The sequence below is a fragment of the Streptomyces sp. NBC_00846 genome, from assembly GCF_045207325.1.
Classification (GTDB): Bacteria; Actinomycetota; Actinomycetes; order Streptomycetales; family Streptomycetaceae; genus Streptomyces.
In genome coordinates this window covers 2,881,651-2,898,220 of record NZ_CP108846.1, presented here as the reverse complement: position 1 = coordinate 2,898,220, position 16,570 = coordinate 2,881,651, and the positions used below count along the sequence as shown (strand labels likewise).

At 69.5% G+C, this 16,570-nt stretch carries 13 protein-coding genes and 2 pseudogenes; 8 read left to right on the top strand and 7 right to left on the bottom strand.

Going from position 1 to position 16,570, the window contains the following annotated elements; translation table 11 throughout:
• Window positions 1–66: 66 nt before the first annotated feature.
• The gene (locus OG936_RS13300) at window positions 67–1,197 is read right to left on the bottom strand and encodes a tyrosine-type recombinase/integrase (RefSeq protein ID WP_406494777.1); all 1,131 of its coding nucleotides are present in this window, start codon (window positions 1,195–1,197) and stop codon (window positions 67–69) included.
• 122 nt (window positions 1,198–1,319) lie between these two features.
• Here OG936_RS13300 and OG936_RS13295 point away from each other — a divergent pair.
• The 4 genes and pseudogenes from OG936_RS13295 to OG936_RS13280 all read left to right on the top strand — a co-directional run.
• A pseudogene (locus OG936_RS13295) lies at window positions 1,320–1,550 on the top strand (HNH endonuclease family protein); the annotation flags it as partial.
• Between the two features lie 63 nt (window positions 1,551–1,613).
• Window positions 1,614–2,375 carry an HNH endonuclease family protein gene (locus tag OG936_RS13290; RefSeq protein ID WP_406494775.1) on the top strand — a complete coding sequence of 254 codons (762 nt, stop codon included), beginning with the start codon at window positions 1,614–1,616 and terminating at the stop codon, window positions 2,373–2,375.
• Window positions 2,376–2,441: 66 nt separating this feature from the next.
• Window positions 2,442–3,029, top strand: a complete 588-nt coding sequence (locus OG936_RS13285) for a DUF6183 family protein (RefSeq protein ID WP_406494773.1) — start codon at window positions 2,442–2,444, stop codon at window positions 3,027–3,029.
• On the top strand, window positions 2,932–3,573 hold the full coding sequence (locus OG936_RS13280) for a DUF6183 family protein (protein WP_406494772.1): 642 nt from the start codon (window positions 2,932–2,934) through the stop codon (window positions 3,571–3,573). The genes OG936_RS13285 and OG936_RS13280 overlap by 98 nt, the downstream gene beginning before the upstream one ends.
• Before the next feature lie 34 nt (window positions 3,574–3,607).
• On the opposite strand, the gene OG936_RS13275 is transcribed toward OG936_RS13280, so the two are convergent.
• Genes OG936_RS13275 through OG936_RS13260 form a run of 4 tightly spaced genes read right to left on the bottom strand, consistent with a single transcriptional unit; the run spans window position 3,608 to window position 9,436 of the window.
• A complete protein-coding gene (locus tag OG936_RS13275; protein WP_406494771.1) occupies window positions 3,608–4,123 on the bottom strand; it encodes a hypothetical protein in 516 nt (171 codons plus the stop codon).
• The gene (locus tag OG936_RS13270) at window positions 4,120–6,252 is read right to left on the bottom strand and encodes a hypothetical protein (RefSeq protein ID WP_406494770.1); all 2,133 of its coding nucleotides are present in this window, start codon (window positions 6,250–6,252) and stop codon (window positions 4,120–4,122) included. The genes OG936_RS13275 and OG936_RS13270 overlap by 4 nt, the downstream gene beginning before the upstream one ends.
• Window positions 6,249–8,060 (bottom strand): hypothetical protein, encoded by a 1,812-nt coding sequence (locus OG936_RS13265; protein ID WP_406494769.1) that lies wholly within the window; start codon window positions 8,058–8,060, stop codon window positions 6,249–6,251. Before OG936_RS13265 ends, OG936_RS13270 begins: the two co-directional genes overlap by 4 nt.
• Window positions 8,057–9,436, bottom strand: coding sequence for a tyrosine-type recombinase/integrase (locus OG936_RS13260; protein WP_406494768.1), 1,380 nt, complete (start codon window positions 9,434–9,436; stop codon window positions 8,057–8,059). Before OG936_RS13260 ends, OG936_RS13265 begins: the two co-directional genes overlap by 4 nt.
• 191 nt (window positions 9,437–9,627) lie before the next feature.
• Between OG936_RS13260 and OG936_RS13255 the strand changes: the two are divergent.
• Window positions 9,628–9,828: pseudogene (locus tag OG936_RS13255) on the top strand (HNH endonuclease); the annotation flags it as partial.
• Window positions 9,829–10,066: 238 nt separating this feature from the next.
• Here OG936_RS13255 and OG936_RS13250 read toward each other — a convergent pair.
• The gene (locus OG936_RS13250) at window positions 10,067–10,819 is read right to left on the bottom strand and encodes a hypothetical protein (protein WP_406494766.1); all 753 of its coding nucleotides are present in this window, start codon (window positions 10,817–10,819) and stop codon (window positions 10,067–10,069) included.
• A 28-nt stretch (window positions 10,820–10,847) separates the two neighbouring features.
• Window positions 10,848–11,687 carry a DUF4190 domain-containing protein gene (locus tag OG936_RS13245; RefSeq protein ID WP_406494764.1) on the bottom strand — a complete coding sequence of 280 codons (840 nt, stop codon included), beginning with the start codon at window positions 11,685–11,687 and terminating at the stop codon, window positions 10,848–10,850.
• A 322-nt stretch (window positions 11,688–12,009) separates the two neighbouring features.
• Here OG936_RS13245 and OG936_RS13240 point away from each other — a divergent pair, with 322 nt between their 5' ends.
• The 3 genes from OG936_RS13240 to OG936_RS13230 all read left to right on the top strand — a co-directional run bounded on the left by OG936_RS13240 (window position 12,010) and on the right by OG936_RS13230 (window position 16,399).
• Complete coding sequence (locus tag OG936_RS13240) at window positions 12,010–14,112, top strand: N-6 DNA methylase (protein WP_406494762.1); 2,103 nt, start codon at window positions 12,010–12,012, stop codon at window positions 14,110–14,112.
• Window positions 14,113–14,210: 98 nt separating this feature from the next.
• On the top strand, window positions 14,211–14,864 hold the full coding sequence (locus OG936_RS13235; protein ID WP_406494761.1) for a hypothetical protein: 654 nt from the start codon (window positions 14,211–14,213) through the stop codon (window positions 14,862–14,864).
• Window positions 14,861–16,399 carry a protein kinase domain-containing protein gene (locus OG936_RS13230; RefSeq protein ID WP_406494760.1) on the top strand — a complete coding sequence of 513 codons (1,539 nt, stop codon included), beginning with the start codon at window positions 14,861–14,863 and terminating at the stop codon, window positions 16,397–16,399. The genes OG936_RS13235 and OG936_RS13230 overlap by 4 nt, the downstream gene beginning before the upstream one ends.
• The last annotated feature ends 171 nt before the right edge of the window (window positions 16,400–16,570 follow it).

Genomic DNA, 16,570 nt, shown 5'->3' with positions numbered 1-16,570 from the left:
GCCATGACGGCCACTCCCGGACGCCGGGGACGGAGGAAACGGCAGCGGAGCGGAGGAGCGCAACGGTCATCGCAGCAGCTCCGGCGCGAGACTTTCGACGGCCGCGACGGCTGCGCGGAGATCCTCGTCCTGGGCGTGCAGATACACGGCCGTACTCGCCGAGGAGGCGTGCCCCAAGAGGGTCTGTACGACGTCCGGGGCGACCCCGTTGCGGATCCAGCGGGTGGCGGCTGTGTGCCGCATCATGTGCGGCCGGGCGGTCAGACCACAGCGCCTCCCGATCCGTTCAATCACTTGCTTGGTATTGGAGTACGAGAGCGGACGCCCCGCGTGGACGCCGACGAGGTTGAGGAAGACGTAGTCACAGTCGGCGGAGCCGACTACCTGTTCACGCTCGGCGAGATGATCGCGGTATCGGTGCACCACTTCCGGTGTGAGCGGAACCATGCGAGGGCGCCCGGCCTTGGCCCGCGCCCCGTTGACGTTGTCCTGACGGGGCCTGACGTGCAGGTGCGCGCCACTGGTTCGGCAGCCCAGGTGCGTGGAGTCGGGGAGCAGATGCATGTCCTCACGCCGCAGTCCAAGAGCTTCGCCGATGCGAAGACCGGCTTCCACCAAGACGGTCAGCAGCAGCCGGTCACGCGCAGTGCGAGCGGCGTCGATGACCTGCTCCGTCTGGACGCCAGTGAGCGTCTGTGGTGCCCGTTCGATCTCCGGCGCCTTCAGGACGCGGGCTTTGACCATCAGGTGCTGGCAGCCCTCGCCGGGATCGAAGCCGGCCGGGGCGTGGGCGAGGAAGCGTGGCTCGCTGAGACGCGCGGCGACTTCCTGATCCACATGTCCCTGGACTGCGCAGAAGCGGAGGAACTCACACACCGCAGTGAGCGTGGCGTTGACCGTCTTGCCGGACGGAGGCCGCCCGTACTGGGTCGGTTTCCGTTCGACGTGGAACTTGAACAGGCTCATGTCCCCGAGCCGGACGGTCCTCCAGTTGGTGCCCCGCTCTGCGCACCAATTGAGGAAGCGGCCGATTCTGGGGATGTACGCGCGCTGTGTCTGCGGTGACCGCCCGGCTCCGCGCAGATACAGGGAGAACTCACGGGCTTCGGGGTGAGGCATGTACGTCTCCTCGTCGACCAGGAGCCAGGTGGTCTCGCCGGTGGTGGGTGAGACGGCCTTCTCTGTGCATAACGTCATGGATCTGCTTCCTGTCTCCGAAGTCGCTCATGTGCCTCACGGCATGACCGATAACGGCGAGGGACAGGAATGGGTTACGGCTGTGCCTCATGTGCATCGCGTCGATGAAAGAGCTGCAGATAACCCGCAACGACCTCCTCGCCAGGGACGGCAAGGACGTGAAGTTCCGCTCCGGATCGGACTGCGTGGTCGTGTCGATGACCCTCAAGGACCCGTACACCGGCTCGACCATCGACTGGCGCAAGCAGCAGGCCACCAAGGTCCAGATCGACCACGTCATGCCGCTCTCGTACGACTGGCAGATGGGCGCCGCCCGTTGGAACGAGACCAAGCGGCAGCAGATCGCCAATGACCTTATGTTGGCGGCGTAGATGTCTCACGGTGATGTGTCTCAGGGGCGGGGTGGCCACGTGTCCATGCGGTGTCTCACGAGCGGCGTGCTGCATGCCAGCGCTGTACTGGTTGTCGGGACGGTCCTGGCGGGCTGTACGGGAGGCGGACTCTCCGGCGAGCGCGGTTCATCAGGCGGCGGCACGTCCACCACGTACGGGACGAGTCCCTTGGCCGATCCTGACGGAACCAAGCCGGGACTGGCCCCGATCTCGGCAGAGAAGGACGAGGCGTCAGCGCGTGCGCTGATCTCCAAGGTGACGACCAAGGGGCGGGGGCCGAAGACGGGATACGACCGGGACGAGTTCGGCTACGCGTGGATGGATACGGCGGACGGGGTGCCGCTGGCGCGGAATGGTTGTGACACGCGGAACGACCTGCTGAAACTTCACGGTCGGAACGTCGAGTTCCGTACGGGTTCCGACTGTGTTGTCGTGTCGATGGACCTGTACGACCCGTACACCGGCAAGGAAATCGCCTGGAAGAAGGCCAAGGCCACCGAGGTGCAGATAGACCACGTGGTGCCGCTGTCGTACGCCTGGCAGATGGGCGCCGCGCGCTGGAGCAAGGAGAAGCGGCGGCAGTTGGCCAACGACGTGCTGAACCTCTTGCCGGTCTCGGGCTCCACGAACTCCGCCAAGCGGGACTCCGGTCCGGCATCCTGGCTGCCGCCGAACAAGGCGATCCGCTGCTCGTACGCGGTGCGGTTCGCGCAGGTCGCGGAAAAGTATGAGCTCCCAGTGACAGCCCCGGACAAGGAAATGATGCTCAAACAGTGCGGGGACTGAGAGGGCTGCGGTGATCAGGGGAAATGCCGTCGCCTGCGCGCTGCGGAACGCCTATGCTCCATCGCTGTGGCTGACCGCATACAGAAGATCGTGACGAAACTGCCGGGCCTGAAGAGCGTCACCGACGTATGGAAGACGGCTGACAGCAGTCTTGAGCGGGGAGACGCTGCCTTCGTCGCGGATCTCGCCATCGCGCTCGCCGGAGCGTATGCAACCGACGCGGGGCGGATATGGCAGTACAGGAACGTCTTCGACTACCTGCTCCGGCTACTGGCCACCACGCCCGGTCCAGGCAACGTCGTCCAAGCACTGCGGCTGGTCTCTTCTGCGGAGGCCGCTGACCGCAAGATCAGCCGCCATACCGCCTCCCTGCTGGCCTCCAGCCAACCGGCCGAGGACCTCGCAGTGGCGTTCACCGGACACGCCACAGAGGAACTGCGCGCGTGTCTTGTCCATGAACTGGTGCTCAGGGGTGTTGACGTCACGGAGTCACCGGGGATCGCCGGGTGGGCGACGTCGCCGCACTGGAGTCATCATCCGCTGGGGGGAGCTGCCGTTGGCGCTGTCGGAGGTGGAAGGTCAGCCGGATCTGCCGAGCTACAGCGTGCGCGGAGGCAGCCACTCGATACCGTACGGCCCGTCGGCGAACCGTGAGGTGCAGAGTGATGCCCGGGCGCACGTGCCGTCAGTTGAGGAAACGACGACCGAAGCCGTTGCCAAGGGCACCGGCGCTGCTGTGACGAACTGGGCCGACGAGTCGAACGGCCGGATCGAAGCACGCGTCTTCGATCTGGCAGCTCCTCTGGCAGCCGAGTCGGTACCGAGCATGCTGTTGGCACTCGGGCTGGCGTGCCTGGAAGGCGCGGGGACGAAGAAGACCGCCTTTTCGGTCGAGGCCTGCCCGCCGGAGCACGCATGGCGGATTCTCTTCGCCGCCGCGTCCACGGGCGGCGCGTACAACTCTGGCGCCGGTGGCGCCTACGGCCGCCTGGCCGCGTGGCAGTCCATGGCCGGCCTCTCCGGTATGGCGCAGGGCATCCTTGCGGAGGAGGTCGAGGCGTGCGCCCGGGCGTGCGCTTGGTATGCCTTTGGCGCCGAAACCAAGTGGTTCGAGCGTGTGGCCTGGGACATCGGCCTCGTCGCGGTCTCTCCAGAACGCCGACGGCTGGCGATGTTGGCCGCGACGGACACCGACTGAGCACGGTCCTGAATGCTGCATGCGACTTGGGCCGTCAAGTGGAAGCCGGCTCCTGTGATCGCCTCAGTTGTTTGACCACGTCTTCCCGGCCTCCGTCGAGCTGGGCCTGAAGTCGCCGGGTGTCTGCCTCCAGTTCCGCATTCCTGAGTGCCAGGACCTGGATCTGGTTCGCGTACGCCGCAAGGGTCGCCCGCAGCTCCCTGATCTCGTCCGCCTTCTCCCGGCGCAATTTCCGCTCGGACTGCTTAAGGCGCGCGGTCTCCTGCCTGAGTTCGTCGGACTCCGGACGCCTGGACTCGGGGGCACTGAGAATCCCCTTGATCACTGCCGCGACGGGAGAGCGGTAGTACGAGGCCCGGGAGACGCCGGCCTCGGCGCAGATGTTCACCGCCGAGATCCTGCCGTCGGTAATCTCGGGTCGTCCCAGCATGAGCTGCTCGAAGGCGTGCATGATCTTGTGGTCGATGTCGGTCAGGCTGAGGTTCTCCCGGGCCAGACGTGCGAAGACGGTGCGGACGGCTCGGAGGGTCTCGTCCGTGGAGTCGGTCATCGTCGGGCGTCCTCGTGGTCGATCTCGGCAATCAGGTGGGTGAGCGTGGCCAAGTGCTCGGTGATGGCCAGTTGCTGGAGCCGCGGGAGGCCGGTGGTCCCGCCGAGTTCGGACTCGGCCATGTCATGGGCTCGTTCCAGTCGTGGCAGATGGACGGCGGCACGACGCGAGTTGGGGCAGCGCATGCACATGTCGAGCATGGGGACGGGGCGGCCCAGAGGCTTGGCCCGCTTGCGGCACACGGCTGTCTCCGCCTGGTAGAAGCAGTCGTTCAGCACGCCGGGGTGCAGGGTCTTCGTCAGGTGGTGCAGGAGCGTCCGTAGGCGGGAGGGGCTGGCCACCACGCCTGCCAGATCGCCGAGTTCGCCGCGGATGCGGTCGAACTCGGCCTCGATGCGCTGGGTGGCGCCGCCCGCGGAACGCCCGCCCTCGTTCCAGTCGTGGTAGAGGTCCTCGACATAATCGAGCTTGGCGACGGCCTCCTCGGCGGCGACCTCGTCGGCGAAGCCGGAGGCGGAGGTGCCCGCGTATCCCTCGAACATGGTGATCGCGGCGTGCTTGTACTGACGGGCGCCCGCGACCACCCCGAAGGGCTGGTGGGCGATGTGCCACGCGAGGGTGCGCCGGAACTGCCTGGTGTCGAAGGCCCAGGGAAGCGCCGTGGGCGCCGGTGCATCTTCCTCGACCTCGTCCTCCACCGTCGGGGAGCGCTCGTCCGTCGCCGGCAGCGGGATGTAGAGCTCATCCGTCGTGCTGAAGAGCTCGTTGAGGTGGTCGCGGAAGGCTCTGATGCGCCGGGGCATGTTGCTGAGGAGCACGTATCCGTTGCGGCCGCCGCCGTCGTAGCCGAAGAGGTGGCCGGGGTCGTCGTTGATCTCCCTGAGAACGGCGACGGCCCGGTGCACGACGTCCAGGACCACCCACTCGGCTTCGTCACCGCTGAGCTTGCGGTCCTTCCCCTTGTAGACCCGTCCACGGACCTTGTACCGGGCACGCCCGTCGGCTCCGGTCTCGATGATGGCGCAGTGGCGATCCAGCTCACGAACTTCCGTGTCCCGCATCCCGGACAGATAGGCGATGACGATCCAGCATGCCGTTCGCAGGAAGGACAACTCGTTGGCCAACGTGAAGGGGCTGAGCCGTGGGCGCCACGGCCTGCCAGTGGCCGGCCACTCGGACATCGGGGTGTCCAGGCCACCTTCCTCGTAGCCGATGTCCTTGCCGGCTTCTGCGATCAGCGGTCGAAGGTGTGCGGCGTTGCCGCAGCCGGTCAGGAGGGAGACGAGGCGGTGGTTGGGGCTCTGCGGTACGCCGCCGACGGTGACGGCGTCGGGCACGGTGTGCGCGGTCTCGAGTGGGAGTGCGGGGATGCCTCGGCCGGCCTCTCGGCGCTCGGCGATGAAGGCCAGCACCCGTTCGTGTGCCTGGCCATGGCCGAGATTCCGGCCCTTGCGTGCTGCTTCGAGCGCGGCGATCTCCCGCTGGGCGGCGAGGATGTCGCCGCCGACCGTCTCCACGTAGAAGACCGCTGCCCGCAGCAGCGGCGCGAGGACCTCCTCGGGAATGCGTGGGGTGGCGTTCTCTCCCCTGACCCGCCGCACCCCGGCGACGGCGTAGGCGCTGCGGCCGTTCCAAGGCAGGAGGTTCAGCCGGTCCTGGGACAGGAACGGCCCGTGGGCCGCCAGGTGCTTGAGCAGCGTGATGTTACGGACGGCGTTGCCCGGGCTGGGCTTCCACCGCGTCAACACGGCGTCCAGGTGGGTGCGGCCGACGGCGGACAACCGTTCGGCACCCACCTCTCGCAGGTCGCTCATTACGGCGATGAAGACGCGCAGCTCTCCCGCCGCCACCGTGGCCTTCATGGGGCCGAGGCCCAGGGAGCCTCGGTGGAGGCGGGAGGCGACGTACTCCTTCGCTGTACGCCGTGTCATCGGATCGCCGATCTGCCTGAAGTCGAGCCGCCATGTCCGCCAGGTGCGGGGCAGCACACACCGCAGATCCCAGACGTCCTCGGACAGAAGCGGACCCCGGCTCGGCATGCCTCGCGTGAGCCGCTCCGGGAGCGCGTACTCCGATGCCGCCGGGGACAGGTCGTGATCAGCGGTACGTGGCTTGGGGACGGCAGTCATGCGATGACCTCCAGGAACGACGGGGGTAGCAGCAGGCGATCGCTGCCGCCCTCAGCGATGGCCTGCGCCGTGGCGATCTGGCGCGTGCTGAAGCGCGCGCGGACACCGTGGACGATGCGATCCCACGCGAGACCGAACCGCGCGGTCCACTCGGCGGCGGGGTATTCCTCGCGCTGTCGCTCCAGAAAGTCCAGGAAGGACAGCAGGCTCGGCAGGTGCCGGCTGGTGAACACCGCGTTCGGGCATTCCAGGCAGCCCCAGGCCGGAACGGGGCAGGCAGCACCGGGCTTGCGGGCGAACGGCGATGCGAAGAAGTCGCGGCAGGAGGCGAGCCATACGTCCTGCTCGCCGGTGAGCGCCGACTCGATCTCCCGCGCGGTCAGCGCGGCCTGGCTGTCGTCGAGTCGGTCTCCGTCGTCCGACAGCACCACCGGTGGGGCCAGAGCCACGCCCAGCGCCTGTGCAAGGCCCGCCTCCACAGCCTGGTCGTGGGTCTCTTCGTGGGCGCCGATGTCCGCGTAGTGCTTGGCGGCGACCGGCCGGGTGTGGCCGGAGGCGAAGTCCTCAAGCACTCCGCCGGCTCGCAGATACTGGCGGGACTTGACGGTCTTGCGTACTCGCCGCAGGTCGAGGGTGACTGGACTGCCGTCGCGGTCGGCGAGACGGTCCAGCCCATGCTCGGACATCCACCGTCGGGTCACGTCCGACCGGCCCCGAGGACCTTCGTCGAAGGACGCACGAGCTCGTCCATGGCCACCGAGGTCGCACCACAGCGCGTCGCTGCCGATCAGCTCGCGAGTCCGTTTCGCCAGACGCAGGGCCAGCCGGATCACGCCACCGGGGAAGCGCAGCGAGCCACCGTCGGCGACCCTGACCGTCTTGTGTGCAGAACCGGGGGCACGCTTCTTGACGTACGCGATGCTGACATAACCACGTGCAGGACTCGCCAGGCAGTCGGACCGCAGCTGCCGGACGCACTCGGGTTCCATGCCTGTCTGGCAGACGAGCAGGAGCAGGAAGGGCACCAGGTCCCGTGCGGTGAGGTGGAGACGACCGTTGAGTTCCTCTCTGCCGCCCCAGGGGCGCAGTATCTTGTACGAGGCGTCCTCGGCGGTCAGCGGGCCGTGGTGTTCGATGTACCAGAGGATGTTCTCCAGCCGTTCCCACCCGTGTTGGCGCGGGTCGCGGCCCGTGGACGCCAGCTTCTCGCCCTCCAGGATTCGGTCGCGGATGCGGGCGACATCGTCCCGGGCGGTGGCCTCCAACGCGTCGAGTACCGGGAACGGATACGCGTCGAGCGGCGTCGACGCTCGGTGGGCCGACGCGGATGTGAAGCCCAGGCGGGCGTGAAAGGCGGCCCCGAAGGCTTCGGGGTGTGCCTCGTGCACCAGCTTCAGCAGCCTCACGAGGTATGTCATGGTGAGGTATGGCTCCTTGCTCGTCTCTCCGTACCGAGCGATCAGCCGTGTCTCGAAGGCGTCCAGAAGGCCGGACTCCAGGTTGCTCAGACGCAGCTCGGCGGCCGAGTCGGGCAGGGCGGCGGCAGTGAACTCGACGAACTCCCGGATGCGTTTGACGACGTAGCGGACGCCACTGCGGTCGCGCAGAGTGCCGGGGCTGCTGATGACGTCGACGAGGGCGTTGGACAGGGCTCGGACGAGGCGCGGGCACGGAAGCCCCGACAGATCGATTTCCTCGGGACTTCCGTTCAGATCCACCGTGAAGATCACGGGGCCGATCGTCGGCACAGGCTCGGCCGCGGCAGGGGGCTCGACGGCGGCAGGGAAGCGGACACGGCGCGGGCTCACTGGTCCTCCTCCGCATCCAGGCGGATCCGTTCGAAGGCGGCGGCCTGCTCGTCCCACTCGCTCAGCGCCGCGAGCACGATCTCCTGGGCCTCGTCCAGCACGTCGAGGTACGTGTAGACGGTCGCCTCGTGGCGGTGACCGAGCAGGAGCTGGAGTTTGCGCAGAGGGTTGCCGATGAGCAGGCGCTTCACCTCCGCGTGGGTGAACCGGCGGTCTTCACGCATGCCGAGTGCCCGGACTGTCTGTCGCAGCAGCAGGCCGAGCATGTGCACCGCGAACGTGTGCCGCAGGGTGTGCGGGTGGACGTCGAAGTCGAGCCCGAAGGCGGTACACCGCTCGTTCGCCCGCTGGAAGACCGACTGCCAGGTATTGCGTCTCAGCGGCATCCCGTTCTCACCGAGCCACAGCGACAGAGGACCGAGTGCGCTTCCTCGGCCGTCGACCTGGATGAGCCGCGCCCGGTCCGCCGCGCCGATGCGCGAGTACGACCAGCTCGTTCCGTTCTCGACCACCAACGCGTGCCGACTCGCCCGGCGTACCGGCAGCCGCTCCGCATCCGCTTCGTATGTGCCTCGGACGCGCCTCCGCTGCACCAGCTCGTCACGCTCCATCCCGACGTAGTGGTGCAGGTCGCGGGTCACCCGGGGGCGGACGTACACCGTGCGCGCCCTGTCGCGCTTCGCCACGGCGGCCGAGACAGTGATGTCGCCGATCAGGCGTCTGCCGTTCACTGGCGGCAGCTCCGTCGTCAGCAGACTTGCGGCCTCGCCCAGCCGCATTCCTGTGCAGACCAGGAGATCGGCGAAGAGAGCGTTGCGTTCGCCGTTGCGCCCACGCCACTTGGCATCCGGGGCACCGTCGGGCAACAGCCCGCGCAGCCCGACGTCCCGCCAGAGCATGAAGTCCTCGTGCGACAGGAACCGAATCGGCTGCCTGGGTACCTCGGGCTCGGCGTCCGCATTGACCCGTACGCGCTTCGGTCCCTGCGGCGACACCACGGTCTTGTCGACGTACCGGAACGGCGCGGCCGACAACAACTCCTCGTACAGCGACCACTGCACCCACTTGTCGAGTGCGGCGATGGAACGGTTCCAGGTCGCCGCGGACACCTTGCCCGGACCGTCGCCGTGCAGCCGTACGGACTTGTACGCGCGAAGATCGGCGCCGTCCGTGTCCCAGATCGACTTGCCGTCGCGGGACTCGTGGAGGAAGCGGCAGTAGAGCATGACGTCGGTGCTGTACGCGATCCGGCTGTTCTCCGCCCGCACGCCCCAGCTCTCCAGGTCGCGCAGGAAGCGGTTCAGGTCGCGGTCGTAGCTGCCGTCCGGGCCGAGGATGAAGGGCCTGCCTTCGTCAGCACCGGCTCGTCGGAGCACCGAGCGTCCGTCGAAGGGGAGTGGATCGGCCGAGGACGTCCCGCCTGCTCGGGTCCTGTGCAGTAGCACCATCGCTTCCGAATCGGCGTCGGCTTCTCCAGAGTCCGTCACGCGCACGCCACCCTCCCCGTATGAGACAAGCTGAACGCCTACATAACTGGGAGCTCGGTGAGACGGTTACGGGTGCCGACATAAATGACCCGCTCAATCTCCTTCCGGTGGACGGCCCGGCCAACAACGCCAAGCGCGACTCGGGGCCGGCGTCCTGGCTGCCGCCTTACAAGCCGGTCCGCTGCTCGTACGCGGTGCGGTTCGCGCAGGTGTCGCTGAAGTACGAACTGCCGGTCACCACCGCCGACAAGCAGGCCATGCTGGAGCAGTGCGGGGGGTGAACTCCGCAGCGCGTGGGTGTCCGGGGCGTGAGCACGGCCGGGCGCGACGAAGCGGGTGACGCGGAGGTGCCGGGTGCGCCGACGCCGGTGCGCTGCTCGGTGCAACGGAAGTACGCGGTGTATGCGGAGCCCCATGTGTGGGTGCGGCATCGGCTGTGAACGCGCCGACGGAACCCGCCCGGATGGGGGCGGGTTCCGTGGTGTCGGGCTGGTCGAGGGCTCCGTGGTGTTCGGCTGGTCAAGAAGGTGAGATCTGTGGCTTCTTCACCGAGAACGGCTTGTTGAACCCGGAGAACTCGACGGTGAGGGGGCGGCCGTTGCCGCCGGCGCCGTCCGTCAGATGCGCTCCCAGCAGGTAGGGCCTGCCCTCGGAGGCGATGCTTGCCGTCCATGTCCCCTCGTCCGTCCTGCCGTTGACGGTCAGGGTGGGGATGTCGGAGGTGGAGTCGGGGCCGGGTGTCGTCGTCTTTCCCTTGCGGGCCGTCCCGCTCTTCCGGGCGAGGAGGCCGAGGAACGCCTCGCGGTCGCAGTAGCGCTCGGCCGGCTCTGCGTACGGGTCGCCGCTGGGGGCCTTCACCCAGCGGCCGGTGAGCTTCTCGACGTCGGCGGCGGTGTTCTTGCCCGGGCCGTCCTGGGCGGTGGCCTCCCTCAGCATCGCGGCGTCGGACCGGGTGTAGACCGCGCCTTCCGTCCGCACCAGCTCCAGGGTGCCTGCCGCGCCCAGGGAGAGCGTGACCGTGCACGCGCCCCTGACATCCGTGGCGACGAACGCACTGACCGGGCCCTCGCCGGAGGTCGTCTCCACCGCCATGCGCAGCGACTTGGCGCTCCGGGTCGCCGCGAGGGCCTTGTTGACGACCTCGGGGCCGGTCAGCCGTGCATAGGGAGCGGCGGTCCGCTCGTCGTCGAAGAGCGTGCCGCAGGCCGCCGTGAGGGCGAGGACTGTCACGGTGCAGAGAGCGGCTGCTGCGGTGCGGGCGAGTGGGCGCATGATGGTCGGCTCCGGTCGGGAGAGAAGGTCAGAGCTTCAGGTCCCACTGGGTGGCGTCGTACGTAAACCCGGGGTTGACCTCGACCGTCAGGTTCTTGGCGTCCGCGGGGGCGTCGAAGGCGAACTGGACCGTGATCTTCTTGCCCGGCAGGACCGTGCCGGAGAAGCCCGCGCCGACCTTGTTGTCGAAGATCTGCTCGGCGTCCACGCCGTCCTGGCCGGCCCGGGCCGAGACACTGACGAGCGCGGAGTCGAACTTCTCCTTGCCCGCGTTCTCGATGACGACGGCGACCCGGTAGGCCTTCTTGCCCTTGGTGTGCCCGGCGGCGTACGCGTCCGGGGTGTACGAGGTGGCGTCGCCGACCGTGACCGTCAGATCGTCGTCGTACACGGCCGAGTCGCCGGCCTCCAGCGCCTTTCCGGTGTCCTTCTTCTTCTCGGATCCGCCGTCCTTGGCGGAACCGTCGCCGCCGGGCTTCGGCTTCGCGGAGGCCGTGGTGTCCGACACCGCCTTGTTCAGGTCGTTCACCGCGTCGTCCACCGCCTTGAAGGTGATCACCGCGCCCACCACCGAGAGGATCAGCGAGATCAGGCCGAGGACGGCGCCGAAGGTGGCCATGCCCTTGTTGGTGGCCTCACCGCGCTTGGCCCGGCCCCGGCCCACCAGACCCAGGATCAGGGCGATGACGCCGAGAATGCCCGCCAGCCAGAAGAAGAACGGGATCAGCCCCGACACGGCGCCGATGACACCCAGGACGAGGGCGGAGATGCCCAGTCCGTTACGGGCCGGGCGTGCGCCCGGCATCTGGGCCGGAGCGTACGGCTGCTGGGGCTGCGGGGACTGCGGCGGCTGTGTGAACTGGGACATGGCTGTGCCCTCCGGCGGATGCAGAGATGGATGGTGAGCGGTTCCGTGCATCGCTCCTGTAGCGATGAGTCAATAACAACAGAGCTTGTGAACCGAGTCAACATGGTTCACGCTGGAGGGGTTGATGCACGCTGTGAATCGGCGGCGCGTAACCGGGATCGGTATGCTCGTCAACACCGCACGAAGGTCACTGCCAGGCCAGCCACGGCCAGGCCAGTCACTGCAGGGACAGCCACTGCCGGGCCAGTCAGTGCCGGGACCAGCCAGTGCCAGGACCAGCCGGTACCAGGACCAGCCAGTGCCAGGACCAGGGAGACAGTCAGTGCCGGAGAACTCGACCTCGACAGAGGTGACCGCGGCCGGGATCGCCCGGCTCGCGGGCGTGGGGCGGGCCGCCGTCAGCAACTGGCGCCGCCGCCATGCCGACTTTCCCAAGCCCGTCGGTGGCACCGAGACGAGCCCGTCCTTCGCCCTGCCCGAGGTCGAGCAGTGGCTGCGTGACCAGGGGAAACTCGCCGAGGTCCCGCTCCGTGAACGGGTCTGGCAGCAGCTCGCCGGACACCCGGCCGGCGCGGTCCCCGTCCTGGTCCACACCGGTTGCGCCCTGCTGCTCCGGCGCAACAGCCCCACCGCCTGGCGGGAGATCGCCGCTGTGTCGGACGAGGCGATGGCCGGTGTGCTGTCCCTCGCCCTCAAGGACATGCTTGCCGACCGCTTCGGGCCCGCCACGGTAGCCGGACGGGCTGTTCACACTCCCGGCCGCGCCGAACTGCTTCCGTCCGTTCCGCTGCTCCGGGGCGCCGCGGAGCTCGCCGCGGAGACCGGGGCCCGGGAGACCTTCGAGTTCCTCCTCGGCCGCCAACTGGACGCCAACCCACGCCAGTACACACTCACGCCACCTGGGCTCGCCGAACTCATGGCCGCCCTGGTGGAGACCGGGAAGCAGCCCGCCCGTACCGTCCTCGACCCCGCCGCGGGCACCGGCGCCCTGCTGCGCGCCGTCGACCGCCCGACCGCCCTGTACGCGCAGGAGGCCGACCCCGACCTCGCCGCGCTCACCGCACTGCGGCTCGCCCTGCACACCGACCCCGACAACAGCTGCGCCCTCGCGGCGCGGGCCGGCGACACCCTACGCGCCGACGCCTTCCCGCAGCTCGCCGCCGACGCCGTGCTCTGCCACCCGCCGTTCAACGAACGCAACTGGGGCCACGACGAGCTCGCCTACGACCCGCGCTGGGAGTACGGGTTCCCGGCCCGCACCGAGTCCGAACTCGCCTGGGTCCAGCACGCCCTGGCCCATCTGCGCGAGGGCGGCACCGCCGTACTCCTGATGCCCCCGGCCGCCGCTTCGCGCCGCTCCGGTCGCCGGATCCGCGCGGATCTGCTGCGCCGCGGCGCCCTGCGCGCCGTCATCGCGCTCCCGGCCGGTGCCGCACCCCCGTACGGCGTTCCGCTCCACCTCTGGGTGCTGCGCAAGCCGGGCAGCGGCCCGCACCCCTCGCCCGAACTGCTGCTCGTCGACACCGCCGAACCCGCCGAATCCCCCTCGGCGGGCCCGGCGGCCGCCGCTCCGTCCGGTGGGCGCGACCGGCTCGACTGGCAGGCGGTGCGCAGCGCCGTGCTCGAAGCCTGGCAATGGTTCGAGGGCGAGCGCGAGAACGCGGCCAAGGGCGTGGGCGCGAGCGCCGTCCCCGTCATCGAACTCCTCGACGACGACGTGGACCTGGCCCCCGCTCGCCATCTGCCGTCCCCGGCCGCCGCGGGCGGTCCGGCCGAGCTGATCCGCGTACGGGAGCGGCTCACCGAGACGCTCGGACTCACCGGCTCCCTCACCCCGCCGGCCGTGACCCCCGCCGAGCCGGCCCGCTGGCCGCTCACCACCGTCGGCGAACTCGCCCGCGCCGGCGCACTCCAGCTCCGCACCGGCGGCTCCGGCACCGGCCCGGTCCCCGTCCTCACGGAACACGACGTCCTCGGCTCCGCCGCCCCTTCGGGAAGCCTCCCCGCCGACGGGCCCTCCGAGGAGCCCGTCCTCGTCGAACCGGGCGATGTCGTCGTCCCCGTGCTCGGCGGCGGCTCCGTCACCCGCGTCATCGACGAGTCCACCACGGGCGCCGCACTGGGCCGCAACCTCCAGCTGCTGCGCCCCGATCCGGCCGCCCTCGACCCCTGGTTCCTCGCCGGCTTCCTGCGCGGCACCGCCAACAACCGCCAGGCCAGCAGCTACGCCTCCACCGCCACCCGGCTGGACGCCCGCCGCCTCCAACTGCCCCGGCTACCGCTCGCGGAACAGCGGAAGTACGGAGAACGGTTCCGCGCCCTTTCCGAGTTCGAGGACGCGCTCCGGCTGGCCGGGCGGCTCGGCGGGCAGCTGGTCCAGGGGATGTACGACGGGTTGACGGACGGCACGGTCCCGCCGAAGTGACGTCAACCACAACGGTTGCGCACAACTCGGGACCAGCTGTCGGTGTCGGTGTATACGCTCACTGCACACGTCCGACATACGCCTTCCAGGAGCGGCACATGCACGGCTACGGCTATCCGCCGGAGCAGCAACCGAAGCGTCGTCCGTCCTCGGCGGTGCTGACGGCATTGCGCGTGGTTTTCGTGGCACTGACCGTGCTGAGCTGCGGTCTTCTGGGCTGGGCCGCGATGCTGCGGCTCGCGATTGTCACCCGCAAGGGGCGGGACTGGGCCCTGCTCGCGCTCGTGTTCGCGCTCAACACAGGGCTTTTCGCGTTCATGATCGTCATGCCGGAGGACCCCGAGAAGACGAGCGACGCGGAGGCGTTCATCGGGGTCTCCTGGATATTCGGCGTCATGGTCGGCGTGGTCGCCTACTACCTGTACGCGGAGATACGCCACTACGGCCCCGAAGGACCGTACGGCACCCTCCGTCCGCCTGTGCCCCGGCCTCATCCCCAGGCGCAAGGACAGTACGGCGGATACGTCCCGCAGCAGTCCCCACCGCTGACCCAGTCCCCACCGCTGACCCAGGCCCCGCCCCAGGCCCCGCCCCAGGCCCCGCCCCAGGCCCCGGCCCAGGCCTCGGCCCCGGTCCCGCCGTCCGCCACCCCCGGTTACGGCTATCCGCCCGCCGCGCCCCAGCGCATCGACCAGGTCCGTGCCGAGCTCGACGAGCTGAGCGACTACCTCCGTAAGGAGGAGAACCGGTGAGCGGACGCGTCATCGGCGGGCGGTACCAGCTGGCGACCGTCCTCGGTCAGGGCGGCATGGGGCAGGTCTGGACGGCGTACGACCAGCGACTGGACCGCCGGGTCGCGGTGAAGCTGCTCCGCCCCGACCGGGTCACCGGCCCCGTCGGCAGCGAGGCGGCGGACGAGCTGCGCCGCCGCTTCGTCCGTGAGTGCCGGGTCACTGCCCAGGTCGGCCACCCGGGCCTGGTCACGGTCCACGACGCGGGGAGCGACGGCGACGACCTGTTCCTCGTCATGCAGTACGTCGAGGGCGCCGACCTCGCCGACCACCTGGCCGAGCACGACCCGTACCCCTGGCAGTGGTCCGTCGCGGTCGCCGCCCAGCTCTGCGCCGTCCTCTGCGCCGTGCACGCGGTGCCGATTGTCCACCGCGACCTCAAGCCCCGCAACGTGATGGTGCGTCCGGACGGCACCGTCACCGTCCTCGACCTGGGCGTCGCCTCCGTCCTGGACACCGACACCACCCGCCTCACCCACACCGGTTCGCCGATCGGCTCCCCGGCCTACATGGCGCCCGAGCAGGCGATGGGCGGTGCCGTCGGCCCGTACACCGATCTGTACGCACTCGGTGTGCTCCTGCATGAACTCCTCAGCGGCGACGTGCCGTTCGCGGGATCGACCGCCCTCGGCGTGCTGCACCGCCACCTGTACGAGCCGCCGCTCCCGGTCCGGCGGATCCGGCCCGACATCCCCGAGCCGCTCGAAACGCTGGTGCTGCGGCTGCTGGCCAAGGACCCGCAGCACCGTCCGGCCGACGCCCAGGAGGTGTACGAACACCTCGCCCCGCTGCTCCCCTCCCGGGGCAACGGGCTCCCCACCGGGCCACTCGACCCGACCCGCCCCTTCCTGCGCCCGCACGCCCCCTGGCCCGACCGCGCCACCACACCGCCCCCGCCCCCGGCCCCACCCGCACCTACGGCCGCCCGGCCCGATGTCGCAACCGCCGTCGACGACGTCAAGAAGCTGCTTGGAGAGGGCCGTATCACCCAGGCCGTGGACATCCTCGGCTCGATCCTCCCGGTCGCGGCCGAACAGCACGGCGAGGACTCCGCCGTGGTCCGTATCCTGCGCAAGCAGTACGCGGCGACGCTGATGGACGACGGCCAGTACCGCCGCGCCCTGCCCGAACTGCGCCGCCTCGCCGACGACCGCGCCGCGGAGGCCGGCCCGGCCGACGCCCGGACGCTCCAGTTCCGCTACGACGCGGCCCAGTGCCTGGAACAGCTCGGCGAACCTGCCGCCGCCCTCGCGGAATACCGCGCCGTTCTCCCGTACTACGAGAACCACTACGCCACGGGCAACGATCCGGCCCGCTCCTTCGAGATCCGCAACCGCATCGGGCACCTGCTGCTCGCGGTCGGTGACCACATGGCGGCGCGTGTGCAGCTGCAGGGGCTCCTTTACGACACGGAGCGGGCCTACGGACCACACCACCCACTGCCGGTGGAGCTGCGCCGCCGGCTCGACCGCCAGGTGGAGGTACACGGCGGCTGACCCGGCGGCCGACCGGCGCGACGGGCCGAATCGCCGGTCATTTCACGGGGCTTTCATCAGGTCGCGGAGTTTGCGGACCAGTGCGTGAATGTCACGTTCGACGGGCGGGCCGGCGGAGGGGGAGATTCTCAGCCGGTCCGGGGCGCTGAGTTGGATGACGGGGGGCGGCAC

Excerpts from the sequence above, each read along its gene's own strand:
- OG936_RS13275 (WP_406494771.1), bottom strand. The coding sequence starts at position 4,123 with ATGACCGACTCCACGGACGAGACCCTCCGAGCCGTCCGCACCGTCTTC.
- OG936_RS13290 (WP_406494775.1), top strand. The coding sequence starts at position 1,614 with ATGCGGTGTCTCACGAGCGGCGTGCTGCATGCCAGCGCTGTACTGGTT.
- OG936_RS13270 (WP_406494770.1), bottom strand. The coding sequence starts at position 6,252 with ATGACTGCCGTCCCCAAGCCACGTACCGCTGATCACGACCTGTCCCCG.
- OG936_RS13235 (WP_406494761.1), top strand. The coding sequence starts at position 14,211 with ATGCACGGCTACGGCTATCCGCCGGAGCAGCAACCGAAGCGTCGTCCG.
- OG936_RS13300 (WP_406494777.1), bottom strand. The coding sequence starts at position 1,197 with ATGACGTTATGCACAGAGAAGGCCGTCTCACCCACCACCGGCGAGACC.
- OG936_RS13250 (WP_406494766.1), bottom strand. The coding sequence starts at position 10,819 with ATGCGCCCACTCGCCCGCACCGCAGCAGCCGCTCTCTGCACCGTGACA.
- OG936_RS13245 (WP_406494764.1), bottom strand. The coding sequence starts at position 11,687 with ATGTCCCAGTTCACACAGCCGCCGCAGTCCCCGCAGCCCCAGCAGCCG.